The following is a 15,126-nucleotide window of genomic DNA, read 5'->3' as shown; positions in this document are numbered from 1 at the left end:
TGGTGCTACCGGACAGCGACGCCGGAAAGCCCTTGGCGCGACGTCTGGAGCAGCTCACTGGCGTGCTGCAGACGATCGGCCACGCGTCCGGTCGCCCCTGGCTGGTGGGTCGCTGGCAGCCCGGCGAGGCGGTGACGGCCGAACTCGGCCCGAACCGTCTCGCCGTGCTCGGCGAGCACCGGCTCTCCGCCGAGGACCTGCTCCGGCTCGCGCGTGGCGCGCAGGACCCCGAGCGGCTCTGCGCGAGCGTGCAGGACGAACCGGGCAGCTTCCACGCGATCGCCTCGGCGCCCGGCGGTGTCGCCGTACAGGGGAGCCTCTCCGGCTACCGGCGCGTCTACCACCACCGCGCCGGCGGACCGGCCCTGGTCTCGGACCGCGCCGACGTGCTGGCCGCCCTGACCGGGGCCGAGGTGGACGACGAGGCGCTGGCACTGCGGCTGCTCACCCCGTTCTCGCCGTGGCCGATGTTCTGGCAGCCGGTATGGCGGGGCATTCGCGCCGTGCGGCCGGACGAACGGCTCGTCCTCGACCTCGCGGGAACGCCGCGCGCCCGGCGACGGTGGCAGCCGCCCGAGCCGTCGCTCGACCTCGAGACCGCAGCCGTCGGCCTGCACCAGGCACTCTCCGAGGCCGTCGCGGTCCGGGGCGGCCCCGGCGATGTGATCTCCAGCGACCTGAGCGGCATGGACTCGACCTCGCTCTGCGCGCTCGCCGTGCGGCAAGGCCGCAACGTGGTCGGCCTGACCTGCGTCAGCCCGGACCCGCTCGACGACGACCTGCCCTGGGCCGAGCTGGCCGCGCGCGAACTCGGCAAGGTGACCCATGAGGTGGTCGCCGGCGACGCGAACCCGCTGCCCTACACCGATCTGCACGAGCCCGCCGATCGGTTCGACGAGCCCACCGCGGCGGTCATCTACCGCGCCGGGTTCCTGGCCACCTCACGCCGGGCCGCCGACCACGGCGCCCGGGTACGCCTCACCGGCTTCGGCGGCGACGAACTGCTCACGGCCGACCCGGCCCTGCAGCTCACCCTCCTGCGTACGCATCCCCGCCTCGCCCTTCGCCACCTGCGACTCCTGCGCGCGGCCTATCGCTGGAAGCGTGGCGCCACCCTGCGGGCGGTGCTCGACCGGCGTTCGTACGGCGGCTGGTTCGACTCACTCGCCGACGGGCTCGCCACCGAGGAGGCCGGCTTCAACGGTCCGATGCTGAGCTGGGGGCCACCGGTCGGCCTGGCCCCCTGGACCGCACCCGACGCCCGCGCCACCGTACGCCGGATCCTGCGCGACCACGCCTCGGCGGCGACCCCCCTGCAGGACGACCGCGGGCTGCACGGCCGGCTGGCCGGGCTGTACGCCGGCGCAGCCGCCGGCCGGCATCTGGCCCAGGCGTCCCGGCGGGTCGGGATGACCGCCGCGCTGCCCTACCTGGACGATCAGGTGGTCAAGGTGGCCCTGAGCGTACGCACCGCCGACATCGCCCTACCGCAGCAGTACAAGCCCTTGATCGTCCGGGCGATGCGTGACGTCCTGCCGGAAGCGCTGCGCAGCCGGTCGACCAAGGCCGACACCTCTATCGCCGCGCTGCGGGGTGCCGACCGTCACCGCGCCGCGCTGCTCGACCTGGCGGAACGATCGCGGCTGGCCGAGCGTGGCCTGATCGACGGCGCGGCCCTGCGCGCCGCGCTCGAGACGCCCGGTGATCGCACCTTCTACGACCTCGACCAGACGCTGGCCGCCGAAACCTGGTTGCGCGTCCACGAGAGACCGATTCCCGGAAACGGAGAGCACAATCGATGAGCTGGACCCTGCCCGCCCACGTCTCCTGGACGCCGACCGAGTACGGCGGCGTGCTCCTGGACTCCGCCTCCGGCGAGTACTGGACCTTGAACGCGACCGCCACGACCGCGCTCGCCTCGATCCTGGAGGACGCGCCGATGGCGCAGGTGACCGACCGACTCGCGGCCGAGTTCGACGGCGACCCGGAGGCGATGGCCGCCGACGTACCGGCGTTCCTCGCCGAACTGCAGTCCGCCGGTCTGGTGGTCGCGACATGACCACCGAGCAGGTTCTCGCCCACCGGCCGGGCCGGCTGGGGCAACGGCTCGGGGTGCTGAGCGTGGTGGCCTTCGCGCGGGTGCTGGCCCGGCGCCCGCCGGCGCAGATCTGCTGGGTGTTGCGTCAGGCGAGCCGCGGTGCCCGGCCCGCGACCTTCGCCGAGGCCGCTGCCGCCCGCCGGCACACGGTGGCGAACAGTGCCTTCTGCGCGGGCCCGCTGGGCTGCCTGCCCCGGTCGATCACCACCGCGCTGCTCTGCCGCATGCGCGGCGGTTGGCCGACCTGGGTCGCCGGGGTCCGCCGGCACCCGCCGTTCGGCGCGCATGCATGGGTGGAGGCCCAGGGCACCGCCGTGGACGAGCCGTACCCGCCCGACTTCCACATCCCGCTGTTGACCGTCCCGCCGGCCGAGCGAGGAAGCGCGGGATGACCACCACGCTGCTGTACCTCTCCTGGATCTGCCGTGGCACGCTCGCCATGGTGTTCGCGGTATCGGTGACCGCCAAGACCCGCGGCGCCCCCGCCTTTGCGCGGTTCCGGCACGCCACCCGCACGCTGACCGGCCTACAGGATCGCCGCGCCGACGTGCTCGCGGTACTGGTCGTCGCCGGCGAGACCGCGGTGGCCGCCGGCTCGATTCCGGCGCGGACGGCCCCGTGGGCGGCCGCTACGGCGATCGTGCTGCTGTCGCTGTTCTCCCGGCGGCTGGCCCGGATGCCGGACGCCGGCCCGGTCGTCGCGTGCGGGTGTTTCGGCTCGGCGGCCACCACCCGCCGGGTCGGCCTGGTGCGCAACGCGCTGCTGCTGGTCGTGGCCGCCGTGGGCGCGGGCAGCACGCTCGGGGTCGCCGGAACCGGGGGCACGGACCTGGCCGGGGTGCTGGTCTGCCTCGTCGCGGCGGTGCTGCTCGCGGCGTTCCTGGTCCGGCTGAACGACATCACGTCCCTGTTCCCGGCACGCCTGTGAGGTCCGATGAGCGTACTCGTCACCGTCGTCGTCCTGCTCGCGCTGGTCTGCGCGTTCAACACCGCGCTGAACGTGGCGCTCGTCCGGCGGCTGCGCTACCACGCCGAACTGCTCACCGAGGTGGAGGAGCGTGGGGTGCCCGCGCAGGCGCTGCCGCGCGGCGAGGTCGTGCACGACTTCGTCGGGCCCGACGGGGACACGCTGGTCGCGTTCTTCTCGCCCACTTGCACCCGGTGCCGCAAGGAACGCAAGGGGTTCGGCCGGGTCGCCGCCCGGTGGCCGGGCGGGCCGGACCGGGCCGTCGCCGTGATCTCCGGGCCGACCGCCTCCGCCGACTTCCTGACCGGGCTGGCCCCGGCCGCGCGGGTCGTCGTGGACAGCGACGAGTCGTTACGGCGTGCGTTCGGGATCCGGAGCTTCCCGGCGCTGTTCGTGGTGGCTCCGGACGGGCGACTGGCGTGGACCGGCGTGCACGCCGACGCGGTTCCCGGACTCGCCGAGCCGTGACCCATCCGACCACCTCCCGGCCTGGCCGGCGAAGAGATCTGTAGAGAAATGTGAGAAGAAGATGCCAGGCGAAAGCATTCGTTTCCTGAACCGCGCCGCCGTCGCGGCGTGTCTGTCCAAGCTGGACGCCGCCGAGGTGGTGGCGCGCACCCTGCGTGAGCACGCCCTCGGCCGCACCGAGCTTCCGGCCGAGGGCTACCTCAGCTGGTCCAACAGCGTGGGCGCGTACAGCCGGGCGATCGCGATGCTGGGCGCGGTGCCGTCGGGCGACGCGATGGCCTACGGCATGAAACTGATCAACGCCTCGGTCAGCAACCCCCAGCGCGGCCTGGAACGCGCCGGCGGTCTCAGCTTCGCCTTCGACTCCGAGACCGCACGCCCCAGCGTGGTCGCCGAAGCCGGGCTGCTCAGTGCGGTCCGTACGGCCGCCTACACCGTGGTCAGCCTGCGCCATCTCGGCCCGGAGTCGTTCGACGCGGTCAGCCTGATCGGCGCCGGCACGCTGGCGCGGGTGCACCTGGAGGCGATCGCCGAGGCGTTCCCGGCGGTCCGGCAGGCGTACGTCTTCGACCTCGAACCCGCTCGGGCCCGGGCGTTCCGCGAGGATTTCCGGACCCGACGGCCCGACCTGGAGGTCAGCGTCGTAGCCGGTGCCCGGCAGGCGGCCGGCGCCGCCCCGGTCCTGATCACCGCGACCACCAGCAACGACCCCTACATCCCGGCCGGATGGCCAGCCGCCGGTTCGTTCGTGGCGCACGTGTCGCTCGACGACCTGACCGAGGATGCGTTCCGGTCCGCGGAGGCGATCTTCGTCGACGACGTGGAGCTTGTCCGGGATAACCCACGCCGGGTCATGGGGCGGCTGCTGCAGGAGGGCTCGCTGGCCACGGTCGACGAGCCCGGACGGCCGGACGCCCGAGTGATCGACGGCAGCCTCGGCGAGGTGCTGATCGGCCGGCGCGCCGCGCAGCGCCCGCAGCAGGGATACGTCATCAGCAACCCGTTCGGCATGGCGGTCCTGGACGTCGCGCTGATCCATGCCGTCGCCCAGGTCGCGCGGGCGACGGGCGCCGGGCAACTCCTCGAACTGCTCTGAACCGCATGTCTTCCACGTCCGGCCGTCGTCCCCGACCATCTTCGTGGAGCTACCGTTGATCTTTCAATCCGCGCTGGACCTCCAGTTTCCCGACTTGTTCCTGGAACTGTCCGGCTTCCTGCCGGACAGCCGCCTCTACCTCAAGATCGAGGCGATGAACCCCGCCGGCTCGATCAAGTTCAAGCCGGCCCTGGCCATGGTCGACGACCTGGAGCAGCGAGGGCTGCTACGGCCCGGCAGCCGTGTCATCGAGTCGTCCTCCGGCAACCTCGGCATCGCGCTGGCCATCGTGTGCAACGCCCGCGGATACAGCTTCACCTGTGTCACCGACCTGAACACGGCCCCGGCGACGATCGCCCTGATGCGGGCGTACGGAGCCCGCGTTGTCGTGATCGACGAGCGGGACGCGAACGGCGGGTTCCTGTCGATGCGCTTGGCCCACCTGCAGGAACGGATGGCGGCCGACCCCACGCTGGTCTGGCCCAACCAGTACGCCAACCCGGTTAACACGATGGCCCACTATCACACCACCGCAGCCGAGATCCTCAAGGAGTTTCCGGAGGTCGACGCCGTGTTCGTGGGCGCCGGCACGACCGGAACTCTGACCGGCTGCGCACAGTACTTCGCCCAGCACCGACCGGAGACGAAGGTGTTCGCAGTCGACATCATCGGGTCGACCACCTTCGGCACCCCGCCGGGGCGGCGGCACATCCCGGGGCTGGGCACCAGCCGTACACCCGCGATCGCCTCCCTGCGGCACGTCACCGACCTGGTGATGGTCTCCGAGTACGACACCGTGCAGGCCTGCCGGCTGCTGCGCGACCGCTACTTCCTGCTGGGCGGCGGCTCCACCGGCGCGGTACTCAGCGGGGTGTCCGCGCGCGCCCGGATGCTGCGCCCGGGCTCGGTCGTGGTCGCGATCAGCCCCGACCTCGGCGACCGGTACGCCGGCACCCTGTACGAATCCGGCTGGCTCGCCGAGCGCGGGCTCGACGCGCCCCCGGCGCCCACCGGCAGGTCCGACGTGCCCACGGCCGCCTGTCCCGACCCTGTCTGAGCCGCACCACCTGGAGGGAAGACCCATGTCAATGACCGATGCCTTCACCGGGCTGCCCCCGCGCCGGGCCGCCTGCGGCGTGCTCTCGCTGGCCGATCTCACGCCGGACGTCCTGGGCGCGTTGGCCCGCCGCTCGGTCGATCTGTACCGCGATCCCGCCGCCCACCACGAGCCGCTGCGGGGGCGGCTCGTCGGTGTGGTCTTCACCCGGACGTCGACCCGGACCCGGACCGCTTTCACCGCGGGCATCGAGCGGCTGGGCGGCCGGGCCATCGGGTACGGCCCCGGCGACCTGCAGACCAACACCGGTGAGTCACTCGCCCACACCGCGCGCACGTTGGGCCTGATGCTCGACGGCATCGTCATCCGCACCGCCGGGTCGCTGGCCGACATGCGGCTGCTGTCCGCGGAAAGCGGCCTCCCGGTGATCAACGCGATGGCCGCCGAGGAGCACCCGACCCAGGGAATCTGCGACCTGGCCACGATCCTGCTGCACCGCGGGTCGCTGGACCGGGTGGAGGTGCTCTACATCGGTGAGGGCAACAACACCGCGACCGCGCTCGCCCAGGGCCTGAGCAACTTCGCCGGCACCCGGCTGCATCTGCTGACTCCGGCCGGATTCGGGCTGCCCGAGGACGTGCTGAGGACGACGGCTGCCCGGGCGGCCGGGCATGGGGGGTCCGTCATCCAGACGCACGACGCGGCCTCCGTTCCGGACAGCGTGGAGTTCGTCTACACCACGCGGTGGCAGACCACCGGCACCAGCAAGCCGAACCCGGACTGGCGGGAGGTGTTCCGGCCGTTCCACGTCGACGAGACGTTTCTCGCGCGTACGCCCAAGGCGCTGTTCCTGCACGACCTGCCGGCCCACTGCGGCGAGGAGGTCACCGGAGCCGTCCTGGACGGGACGCGTTCGATCGCGTGGTCGCAGGCACGGATGAAGCTGTACAGCGCGATGGCGGTACTCGAGCACGCGTTCGCCGGCCGGGAATGAGGGGCGCGATGGACGCGGCGGACCTGGGGCCCGACGAACTGGTGGCCCGGGTCGCCGATCTTCTGCGCTCGGCTCATCCACTGCGGATCGGCTCGGCGGTACGCCGGGCCGGCGAGCTCCTCGCGTGCGTGGCACCGCCCCACCGCGCCGCGTTGATGGACCGGGCGATCCACCTGACGCTGACCGACGAGGAGGAGGACTCCGGGCGATCGCACATCGCCACGAGCTGAACATCCGACGGATGCCGCTGACACTGATCTAATAGCGGAAACGGCGGGCGGGGGGCCGGCCCGGCGACAATCGTTCTCTCGCCGCGGGAGCGACCTTTCCTGCCTTCGTCAAGGCCAATTTCGGGACGCGGTTTTCCACCCTTCGAGCAGGCCTTCAGCCGCCGTTCACCGCCGGCTTGCCGATCGACCGCACCGGCGAGCGCAACGAGCGTTCCTGCCGACTACAGTCCATTTGAGGACCGGCCAGCACGGGGGTTGACCACGCTATCCGCACCACCTACCGCAGCAACGTCGATACGTCTTTTTCCTCTGCAATGGCACCGGTGATCACCCCAGGTGTCACTGACGGGTCTTCGACACATTCATGGAGTGTTTCCAGCGCAGACCCGACAACGGCTTGACACAAACGCGGGGGTATTTGAGTTGATGACGCACCTCAGGGTCGTCCTCCCCTGGTTCGCGGTCGGCATGCTCATGGCCCGCAAACTCACCGCCGCGGACAACCCCCACGACGCGATCTTCGCCTCCCGACGAGGCACCTGGCTCTCCCCCAACAACGTCCGCCGTCAGTGGCGCCAGGCCCGCGCCGAAGCCGACCTCGACTGGGTCACCCCGCACACCTTCCGAAAGACCGTCGCCACCCTCATCAAGGAGGAGATCGATACCAAGAGCGCGGCAGCGCAACTCGGGCACTCCAGCGAGGAGGTCACCGACACCTACTACATCGCCAAGCCGGTGCAAGCCCCAGACGTGTCCGGCATCCTCGAACGGCTCGGCAGCCACCCGAGCAGCCAAGGACCGTCGCCAGGAGAGAACAATGCACAACGATGACGAACTTGGTTGCCGCACCGCGTAAACGGGGGGTTTTCGGGGGGCGGTTCAAATCTCCATCGAAGAAAATCAAAGCCCTGACCAGCGTTCCCGCTGGTCAGGGCTTTTTCTTTGTCGGGACGGCCGGATTCGAACCGACGACCCCTTGACCCCCAGTCAAGTGCGCTACCAAGCTGCGCCACGTCCCGATGCCCCCGCCAGGTCTCCCCCGCGGCAGCCGGTACAGCTTAGCGCAGGATCTTCGCACCGTGCGCAGAGGCCCCTCCCGCGCCGCGCGCCACACCCCCTAGAGCATCCTAGGAGGGTGGCGTGCGACAGCGAGCGCGTCAGCCGTGGGCCTTGCCCCGGCCGCCCGGGCCCAGCTTCTTGCGGGGGCGTACCGAGATCTCGATCGGGCTGCCCTCGTAGCCGAACTCCTCGCGGAGCTTGCGCTCGACGAAGCGCTGGTAGCCGGCGTCCAGCGGCCCGGTGGTGAACAGCACGAACCGCGGCGGTGCCGCCCCGGCCTGGGTGGCGAACAGGATGCGTGGCGCGCGTCCGCCGCGTACCGGGTGCGGGGTGGCCTGGACCAGCGCGGTGAGCCACTGGTTGAGCTGCGCGGTGGGGATGCGCGTCTCCCAGCTTGCGAGCGCCTTGCGCAGCGCGGGCGCGAGCTTGTCGACGGCGCGGCCGGTCTTCGCGGACAGGTTCAGCCGGATCGCCCAGGGGATGCGCCGCAGCTCCCGGTCGATCTCCTTGTCCAGGTAGTAGCGGCGGTCACCGTCGACCAGGTCCCACTTGTTGAAGGCGATGACCAGCGCCCGGCCGGACTCGACGACCATGGTGAGGATCCGCTGGTCCTGCTCGCTGATCACCTCGCTGGAGTCGATCAGCACCACGGCGACCTCGGCCGCCTCGATCGCCGAGGCGGTGCGCAGGCTGGCGTAGTACTCGGTGCCGCTGGCCTTGCCGACCCGCTTGCGCAGGCCGGCGGTGTCGACCAGCTGCCACGTCTCGCCGCCGATCTCGACCAGGCTGTCGACCGGGTCGACTGTGGTGCCGGCCACCGAGTCGACCACCGCCCGCTCCTCGCCGGAGAAGCGGTTGAGCAGGCTGGACTTGCCGACGTTGGGGCGGCCGACCAGTGCGACCCGGCGCGGGCCGCGCGGCCGGTTCTCCACGATCTTCGGCGCCTCCGGCAGCGCGTCCAGGATGGCGTCGAGCAGGTCGCCGGAGCCGCGGCCGTGCAGCGCCGAGACCGGGAACGGCTCACCGAGGCCGAGCGACCACAGCGCGGTCGCCTCCATCTCGATGGTGGTGTTGTCGGCCTTGTTCGCGACCAGGATGACCGGCTTCGCGCTGCGGCGCAGCATCTTCACCGCGGCCTCGTCCACGTCGGTCGAGCCGACCATGGCGTCCACCACGAACAGCACCACGTCGGCGGTGACCACCGCGATCTCGGCCTGGGCGGCGATGGCCGCGGCGCGGTCCTTGGCGTCGGGTTCCCAGCCGCCGGTGTCCACCACCGTGAACGCCCGGCCGTTCCACTGCGCGTCGTAGGGCACCCGGTCCCGGGTCACGCCGGGGATGTCCTCCACGACCGCCTGCCGGCGGCCGATGATGCGGTTGACCAGCGTGGACTTGCCGACGTTGGGCCGGCCGACCACTGCCACCACGGGCTGCGGGCCGGTGGGCTCACCGGAGTCGGCCTCCGGCTCGCGCAACTCCACCCAGCCACCGAAATCGTCGTCACTCATGCCACGCCTCGCTCGGTGAGCATGTCCCGCAGGCGCGCCACTACCTCGTCGATGCCCAGCTCGGTGGTGTCCAGCACCACCGCGTCGGGGGCCTGCTGCAGCGGGTTGACCTTGCGGGTCGAGTCGAGCCGGTCCCGGCGGGCCAGGTCGGCGGCGGTCGCCGCGACGTCGGCGGCGTCCTCGGCGCTGCGCCGCTTCGCGCGCGCCGCCTCGGAGGCGGTCAGGTACACCTTCAGGTCCGCGTCCGGCGCGACCACCGAGCCGATGTCCCGGCCTTCGACCACGATCCGGCCCGCGTCCGCGATCACCCGCCGCTGCCGGTCCACCAGCAGCTCGCGTACGGCGGGGACGGCGGCCACCGCGGAGACGGCTCCGGTCACCTCGGCGCCGCGGATCGCGGTGGACACGTCGGTGCCGTCGACTGTCACGGCGTACCCCTGGGGGTCGGTGCCGATGCGGAGGTCGGCCTCGGCGGCGACCTTCGCCACCGACTCGGTGTCGGTGAGTTCCACGCCGGAGCGCAGGACCGCCCAGGTCAACGCCCGGTACATGGCGCCGGTGTCGAGGTAGCGGGCGCCGAGGCCCGTCGCCAGTCGCCGCGACACGGTGGACTTCCCCGAACCGGACGGCCCGTCCACAGCGACCACGCATCGCCCGGCCGGTACGTTTTCCTCCACCGTTGTCCTCCTCAGCCCGTACCTCGCAGGTCGCCCGGTGTCTCAGGCGCCGTTGAGCGGATGGTTCTGTCGTCAATTCTGCCCGCGCCGCGCGGGCGTCCCGCCGGGCCGGCGTGTGCCGGCCCGCGGACCGCGTCGAAGCCTACCGGGAGCCGTACCCCGATCATCGGGGTCAGTCACCCACCGCCTTGAACAGGGCGGCGACCTCCGCGTTTGTGAGCCGCCGCATCCGCCCGGTGCGCAGGTCGCCGAGCTTGATCGGCCCGATCGAGGTACGGATCAGACGGGACACCGGGTGTCCCACCTCGGCCATCAGGCGCCGGACGATGTGCTTGCGCCCCTCGTGCAGGGTCAGCTCCACCTGGGCGGATTTACCGAGCGTGTCGACCAGCTTGAACCCGTCGACCTTCACCGGCCCGTCCTCCAGCTCGATGCCGGCGGTCAGCCGCTTGCCCAGGTTGCGCGGGATCGGCCCGGCTACCTCGGCGAGGTAGGTCTTGAGCACCTCGTACGACGGGTGCATGAGCTTGTGGGCGAGGGTGCCGTCGTTGGTGAGCAGGAGCAGCCCCTCGCTGTCGGCGTCCAGTCGCCCGACGTGGTAGACCCGCTGCTCCAGCCGCGCGCCGATGAAGTCGGCGAGCTCGGTGCGGCCCTTCTCGTCGGCCATCGTGGTGACCACCCCGCGCGGCTTGTTCATCGCCACGTAGACCAGGCGGACGTCGGCCTGCAGCCGCTCCCCGTCGACGACGATCACGTCGCGGGTCGGGTCGGCCTTGTCGCCGAGCTGCGCCACCCGCCCGTTCACGGTGACCCGGCGCCGGAAGATCAGGTCTTCACAGGCGCGCCGGGAACCCACCCCCGCGGCGGCGAGCACCTTCTGGAGGCGCTCGGCGCCCTCGTACACGGGGGCGTCGGGCTTCGGGGCACGGTCATCGCGTCGCATCGGCAAGCTCTTCTACGTCGTCGGGAAGGAACGGGGCGAGCGGCGGCAGGTCGTCCACCGAGTTCAGCCCCAGCTTCTCCAGGAACATGGTGGTGGTCCGGTAGAGGTAGGCGCCGCTGTCCGCTTCGGTGCCGCACTCCTCGACCAGGCCGCGACCCACCAGGGTACGGAGCACCCCGTCGCAGTTGACACCCCGGATGGCCGAGATGCGCGAACGGGTCACCGGCTGCCGGTAGGCGACCACGGCCAGGGTCTCCAGCGCGGCCTGGGTCAGCCGCACGGACTGCCCGTCCAGTACGAACCGTTCCACGTACGTCGCGTATTCCGGCCGGGTGTAGAGACGCCAGCCACCCGCCGCCCGGCGCAGGTCGAACCCGTGCCCGGCCGCGGTGTACCCGGCGGCGATCTCGTCGAGCATCGCGCCGACCCGTTCCGGGGCCTGTTCGAGGACCTCGGCCAGGACCAGCTCGCTGACCGGCTGGTCCACCACGAGCAGGATCGCCTCCAGGGCGCCGCGCAGCTCCGCGTCGTCCAGGACGGGCGCGGGCGCCGGTTCCGGCACGGCTCGCCGCCGTCCCCGCTTAGCGGGTACGCCGTCAGCACCCGCTCCCCCACCCGCCCGCTGCCCAGCGTCGTCCCCGACCCCGCCCTCTCCCGAGATCTTGGTGCGGTCCCGCCCCTCAGAGGGCGCCTCCGTACCAAGATCCGGCGTAGGCGGGACAGCTGGGGAGGACTCCGACGCGGTGTCCGTGATGTCGGGGTCCGGGTGCTCGGCGGGCGCGGCGGAGTCGTCCGGGGCGGGCTTGGGCGGGGCGGGGCGCTCCCACGGGGGCACCCATGCGGCGGCCTGGTCGGCCAGGGAGTCGCGGCGTTCCTGGTCGCTCATCCGTTCACTCCTGCGTCGGTGCGGGTTCGTCCGCCGCCTCGGTGGGCACGGCGGCGTCGGATGCGGTGGCATCGCTCGGCACGGTGTCGGCGGCGGGGACGGACGTGGTCGTGGGTTCGGGGCTGCCGGCGTACTCGTCGACTGTCAGCTCGGCCTCGCCGTCGGCCGGGCCGGTCCAGCGGACTGTCAGGTCCTCCAGCGCCTGCTCCTGCACGAACGCCACCAGACCCTGCCGGTACAGCTCCAGCAGCGCCAGGAACCGGGCCACCACCTCGAGCGTCATCTCGCAGTCGGCACAGAGCAGCGAGAACGTGGCGATACCGGCTCGGCGCAGCCGGTCGGCGATGATGCCGGCGTGTTCCCGGACGCTGACCCGGACCATGTGCACGTGCGCGATGGAGACCTCGGGCACCGGCTTCGGGCTCATCGCCCTGACCGCGAGCGTACGCAGCCGCTCCGGACCGATGCCGAGCACCAGGTCGGGCAGTGCCTCGGCGTACCGCGGTTCGAGGGTGACCGCCCGCGGGTAGCGCCGGCCGCCGACCGCCTCCAGCTCGGCGATGTGCGCGGCGGCCTCCTTGTACGCCTTGTACTGCAGCAGCCGGGCGAACAGCAGGTCCCGCGCCTCCAGCAGCGCCAGGTCCTCCTCGTCCTCGACCTCGGCCGAGGGCAGCAGCCGGGCCGCCTTCAGGTCGAGCAGGGTGGCGGCGACGAGCAGGAACTCGCTCGTCTCGTCCAGGTCCCACTGGTCGCCCATGGCGCGCAGGTACGCGATGAACTCGTCGGTGACCTTGTGCAGCGCGACCTCGGTGACGTCCAGCTTGTGCTTGCTGATCAGCTGGAGCAGCAGGTCGAACGGGCCGGTGAAGTTGTCCAGCCGGACAGTGAAGCCACTCGTCTGCTCGCCGGTGCCCGGGTCGGCGGGCACCACACCGTCGACCTCGGCGGCCAGCTCCGCGGCGACGGCGGGGTCGCCGGGGCCGTGCGGCGGGTCGAGGGGCGGTGCGGTCACCGGGAAACCGTAGACGACGCGGCGGGCGGCCGGCGTGCGCCCTACCGGTCCGCCTGGGCGGCGATGACCTCCCGGGCGAGCTGCCGGTAGTTGCGCGCGCCGGAGGAGGCCGGGTCGAGGGTGGTGATCGGGGCACCGGCCACCGTGGACTCGGGGAACTTCACCGTCTTGGTGATGACGGTCTGGTAGACCTTGTCGCCGAACGCCTCGACCACCCGCTGCAGCACCTGGCGGCAGTGGGTGGTGCGGCTGTCGTACATGGTGGCGAGGATGCCTTCGAGTTCCAGGTCGAAGTTGAGCCGCTCGCGCACCTTGTCGATGGTGTCCAGCAGCAGCGCGACACCGCGCAGGCTGAAGAACTCGCACTCCAGCGGGATGAGCACGCCGTGCGCGACGGTGAGCGCGTTGATCGCCAGCAGGCCCAGCGAGGGCTGGCAGTCGATCAGGATGAAGTCGTACTCCTTGCGGATGGTCCGCAGCACCCGCGCCAGGGCCATCTCGCGGGCGACCTCGTTCACCAGCTGGATCTCGGCGGCGGAGAGGTCGATGTTCGCGGGCAGCAGGTGCAGGCCGGCCACGTCGGTCTTGATGAGGACGTCCTCGGCGGTGACGTCGTCCTGCATCAGCAGGTTGTAGACCGACAGGTCCAGGTTGTGCGGGTTGACGCCCAGCCCGACGGAGAGGGCGCCCTGCGGGTCGAAGTCGACGAGCAGCACCTTGCGGCCGTACTCGGCCAGGGCCGCGCCCAGGTTGATGGTCGTCGTGGTCTTGCCGACGCCACCCTTCTGGTTGGCCATCGCGATGATCCGCGCCGGGCCGTGCCGGTCGGTCGGCATGGGTTCGGGGATCGGCTTGCGCATGGTGTACGCGGCCGGGTCGGCGGGGCCGAGATCGGCACCGAGCGTCGCCTGCTGCTCACGGAGCTCCGACGTCCAGGTCTCGGCACGGTCACCGTTTCCTGCCATGTCCTCGTTGCCCCCTCCCGACGACCACCCGGCGTCGGAGCCGTCCGACGTCCCTCGCGGCGCCGCTGCGCACCCCCGGTCCGTCGCACCTGGAGGCCCGCGCCGATGCCGACTGTACGCCACCGGCCAGCAGCGCGTTCGGTAGCGGGTCGGCGTGTCGGCCGCCCGTCAGCCGGGGCTCGCCACGTCGGCGCTCAGCGGGCGCGCGGATGCGCCGTCGCGTACACCTCGCGCAGCCGCTCCACCGTCACCAGCGTGTAGACCTGGGTGGTGGTCACCGAGGCGTGGCCGAGGAGTTCCTGCACCACGCGTACGTCCGCGCCGCCGTCGAGCAGGTGGGTGGCGTACGAGTGGCGCAGCGTGTGCGGCGAGACCGCGTCGGGACCGTCGACCGGCAGGCCGGCACGTGCGGCGGCGGTACGCAGCACCGCCCAGGCGCCCTGCCGGGTGAGCGGGCCGCCACGCGCGTTCACGAACACCGCGTGGGTGCCGCGCCCGGCGGCGAGCAGCGCCGGGCGGCCCCGGACCAGCCAGGCGCGCAGCGCGTCGGCCGCGTACCCGCCGACCGGGACCAGCCGGATCCGGCCGCCCTTGCCGCGCAGCAGCACGGCGCCGGCGTCCAGGTCCAGATCGTCGACGGCGGCGCCGACCGCCTCGGAGATGCGCGCGCCGGTGCCGTACAGGAATTCCAGCAGCGCCCGGTCGCGCAGCGCGCGGGCGGCGGCGTCGCCGGTGGCGCCGGGCAGGTCGGCGGCCTCCAGCAGCCGCAGGACCGCGTCGACGGGCAGCGCGCGGGGCAGCCGGCGCGGCGGCGCGGCCGGGCGGACGTCGCGGCTGGGGTCGGCGCCGGCGAGGCCCTCACGCAACGCGAAGCGGTGCAGGCCGCGTACCGCGCTGGCCGCGCGGGCGGCGGAGGAGACGGCGAGCGGCGGGTGGTCGTCGTCGCCGGCGCGCAGCCGGGCCAGGTGGGCCTCGACCTGCGCGGGCCCGGCTGCGGCCAGGTCGTCCACCCCGGCGGCGGCCAGTGTGGCGAGGTAGCGGTCCAGATCGCGGCGGTACGAGGCGAGCGTGTTCGCGGACAGCCCGCGTTCGACGGTGAGGTGGTCCAGATAGGTCCGGACCGCACGGCGCAGGGCCGGCGCGGGTTCCGCGCCGGCCGCGCGCAC

Annotated in this window: 17 protein-coding genes and 1 tRNA gene; 10 read left to right on the top strand and 8 right to left on the bottom strand. The window is 72.3% G+C overall.

Features of this window, described 5'->3' with window-relative positions:
- Positions 1-62: 62 nt before the first annotated feature.
- The 10 genes from OC439_RS28215 to OC439_RS28170 all read left to right on the top strand — a co-directional run bounded on the left by OC439_RS28215 (position 63) and on the right by OC439_RS28170 (position 7,741).
- The gene (locus OC439_RS28215) at positions 63-1,802 is read left to right on the top strand and encodes an asparagine synthase-related protein (RefSeq protein ID WP_262016077.1); all 1,740 of its coding nucleotides are present in this window, start codon (positions 63-65) and stop codon (positions 1,800-1,802) included.
- Positions 1,799-2,059, top strand: a complete 261-nt coding sequence (locus tag OC439_RS28210) for a lasso peptide biosynthesis PqqD family chaperone (protein WP_262016076.1) — start codon at positions 1,799-1,801, stop codon at positions 2,057-2,059. The genes OC439_RS28215 and OC439_RS28210 overlap by 4 nt, the downstream gene beginning before the upstream one ends.
- Positions 2,056-2,490, top strand: a complete 435-nt coding sequence (locus OC439_RS28205; protein ID WP_262016075.1) for a lasso peptide biosynthesis B2 protein — start codon at positions 2,056-2,058, stop codon at positions 2,488-2,490. The genes OC439_RS28210 and OC439_RS28205 overlap by 4 nt, the downstream gene beginning before the upstream one ends.
- Positions 2,487-3,026 carry a MauE/DoxX family redox-associated membrane protein gene (locus tag OC439_RS28200; RefSeq protein ID WP_262016074.1) on the top strand — a complete coding sequence of 180 codons (540 nt, stop codon included), beginning with the start codon at positions 2,487-2,489 and terminating at the stop codon, positions 3,024-3,026. The genes OC439_RS28205 and OC439_RS28200 overlap by 4 nt, the downstream gene beginning before the upstream one ends.
- Positions 3,027-3,032: 6 nt before the next feature.
- Positions 3,033-3,533, top strand: coding sequence for a TlpA family protein disulfide reductase (locus OC439_RS28195; protein ID WP_262016073.1), 501 nt, complete (start codon positions 3,033-3,035; stop codon positions 3,531-3,533).
- A gap of 61 nt (positions 3,534-3,594) precedes the next feature.
- Positions 3,595-4,629: a hypothetical protein gene (locus tag OC439_RS28190; protein WP_262016072.1), complete on the top strand. Its 1,035-nt coding sequence runs from the start codon at positions 3,595-3,597 to the stop codon at positions 4,627-4,629.
- A gap of 55 nt (positions 4,630-4,684) precedes the next feature.
- Positions 4,685-5,686: a 2,3-diaminopropionate biosynthesis protein SbnA gene (gene sbnA, locus OC439_RS28185; RefSeq protein ID WP_262016071.1), complete on the top strand. Its 1,002-nt coding sequence runs from the start codon at positions 4,685-4,687 to the stop codon at positions 5,684-5,686.
- 25 nt (positions 5,687-5,711) lie between these two features.
- A complete protein-coding gene (locus tag OC439_RS28180; RefSeq protein WP_262016070.1) occupies positions 5,712-6,680 on the top strand; it encodes an ornithine carbamoyltransferase in 969 nt (322 codons plus the stop codon).
- Positions 6,681-6,688: 8 nt separating this feature from the next.
- Positions 6,689-6,910, top strand: coding sequence for a hypothetical protein (locus tag OC439_RS28175; protein ID WP_262016069.1), 222 nt, complete (start codon positions 6,689-6,691; stop codon positions 6,908-6,910).
- A gap of 426 nt (positions 6,911-7,336) precedes the next feature.
- Positions 7,337-7,741 (top strand): tyrosine-type recombinase/integrase, encoded by a 405-nt coding sequence (locus tag OC439_RS28170; protein WP_262016068.1) that lies wholly within the window; start codon positions 7,337-7,339, stop codon positions 7,739-7,741.
- Between the two features lie 114 nt (positions 7,742-7,855).
- Here the strand turns inward: OC439_RS28170 and OC439_RS28165 are convergent.
- The 8 genes from OC439_RS28165 to OC439_RS28130 all read right to left on the bottom strand — a co-directional run bounded on the left by OC439_RS28165 (position 7,856) and on the right by OC439_RS28130 (position 15,126).
- Positions 7,856-7,929, bottom strand: a tRNA-Pro gene (locus OC439_RS28165).
- A 138-nt stretch (positions 7,930-8,067) separates the two neighbouring features.
- Positions 8,068-9,477, bottom strand: coding sequence for a ribosome biogenesis GTPase Der (gene der, locus OC439_RS28160; RefSeq protein WP_262016067.1), 1,410 nt, complete (start codon positions 9,475-9,477; stop codon positions 8,068-8,070).
- Entirely contained in the window at positions 9,474-10,154 is a 681-nt protein-coding gene (cmk, locus tag OC439_RS28155; protein ID WP_262016066.1) for a (d)CMP kinase, read from the bottom strand. The genes der and cmk overlap by 4 nt, the downstream gene beginning before the upstream one ends.
- A gap of 172 nt (positions 10,155-10,326) precedes the next feature.
- Positions 10,327-11,097, bottom strand: a complete 771-nt coding sequence (locus OC439_RS28150) for a pseudouridine synthase (RefSeq protein ID WP_194799866.1) — start codon at positions 11,095-11,097, stop codon at positions 10,327-10,329.
- Positions 11,084-11,983 carry an SMC-Scp complex subunit ScpB gene (gene scpB / locus OC439_RS28145; RefSeq protein ID WP_262016065.1) on the bottom strand — a complete coding sequence of 300 codons (900 nt, stop codon included), beginning with the start codon at positions 11,981-11,983 and terminating at the stop codon, positions 11,084-11,086. Before scpB ends, OC439_RS28150 begins: the two co-directional genes overlap by 14 nt.
- Before the next feature lie 4 nt (positions 11,984-11,987).
- The gene (locus OC439_RS28140) at positions 11,988-12,995 is read right to left on the bottom strand and encodes a segregation and condensation protein A (RefSeq protein WP_262016064.1); all 1,008 of its coding nucleotides are present in this window, start codon (positions 12,993-12,995) and stop codon (positions 11,988-11,990) included.
- Between the two features lie 41 nt (positions 12,996-13,036).
- Positions 13,037-13,960: a ParA family protein gene (locus OC439_RS28135; protein WP_013285595.1), complete on the bottom strand. Its 924-nt coding sequence runs from the start codon at positions 13,958-13,960 to the stop codon at positions 13,037-13,039.
- A gap of 194 nt (positions 13,961-14,154) precedes the next feature.
- On the bottom strand, positions 14,155-15,126 hold the full coding sequence (locus tag OC439_RS28130; protein WP_262016063.1) for a site-specific tyrosine recombinase XerD: 972 nt from the start codon (positions 15,124-15,126) through the stop codon (positions 14,155-14,157).

It is taken from the genome of Micromonospora sp. Mcm103 (assembly GCF_024519755.1).
GTDB lineage: Bacteria > Actinomycetota > Actinomycetes > Mycobacteriales > Micromonosporaceae > Micromonospora > Micromonospora aurantiaca.
Note: the sequence above shows the minus strand (reverse complement) of the source record. Positions and strands in the feature narration are given on the sequence as shown.

What these genes read in the sequence shown, in the direction of transcription:
- scpB (WP_262016065.1), bottom strand. Translation starts at nt 11,983, where the DNA reads ATGAGCGACCAGGAACGCCGCGACTCCCTGGCCGACCAGGCCGCCGCA.
- OC439_RS28180 (WP_262016070.1), top strand. Translation starts at nt 5,712, where the DNA reads ATGTCAATGACCGATGCCTTCACCGGGCTGCCCCCGCGCCGGGCCGCC.
- OC439_RS28210 (WP_262016076.1), top strand. Translation starts at nt 1,799, where the DNA reads ATGAGCTGGACCCTGCCCGCCCACGTCTCCTGGACGCCGACCGAGTAC.
- OC439_RS28175 (WP_262016069.1), top strand. Translation starts at nt 6,689, where the DNA reads ATGGACGCGGCGGACCTGGGGCCCGACGAACTGGTGGCCCGGGTCGCC.
- OC439_RS28195 (WP_262016073.1), top strand. Translation starts at nt 3,033, where the DNA reads ATGAGCGTACTCGTCACCGTCGTCGTCCTGCTCGCGCTGGTCTGCGCG.
- OC439_RS28190 (WP_262016072.1), top strand. Translation starts at nt 3,595, where the DNA reads ATGCCAGGCGAAAGCATTCGTTTCCTGAACCGCGCCGCCGTCGCGGCG.
- OC439_RS28150 (WP_194799866.1), bottom strand. Translation starts at nt 11,097, where the DNA reads ATGCGACGCGATGACCGTGCCCCGAAGCCCGACGCCCCCGTGTACGAG.
- OC439_RS28200 (WP_262016074.1), top strand. Translation starts at nt 2,487, where the DNA reads ATGACCACCACGCTGCTGTACCTCTCCTGGATCTGCCGTGGCACGCTC.
- OC439_RS28135 (WP_013285595.1), bottom strand. Translation starts at nt 13,960, where the DNA reads ATGGCAGGAAACGGTGACCGTGCCGAGACCTGGACGTCGGAGCTCCGT.
- der (WP_262016067.1), bottom strand. Translation starts at nt 9,477, where the DNA reads ATGAGTGACGACGATTTCGGTGGCTGGGTGGAGTTGCGCGAGCCGGAG.
- OC439_RS28170 (WP_262016068.1), top strand. Translation starts at nt 7,337, where the DNA reads ATGACGCACCTCAGGGTCGTCCTCCCCTGGTTCGCGGTCGGCATGCTC.
- OC439_RS28205 (WP_262016075.1), top strand. Translation starts at nt 2,056, where the DNA reads ATGACCACCGAGCAGGTTCTCGCCCACCGGCCGGGCCGGCTGGGGCAA.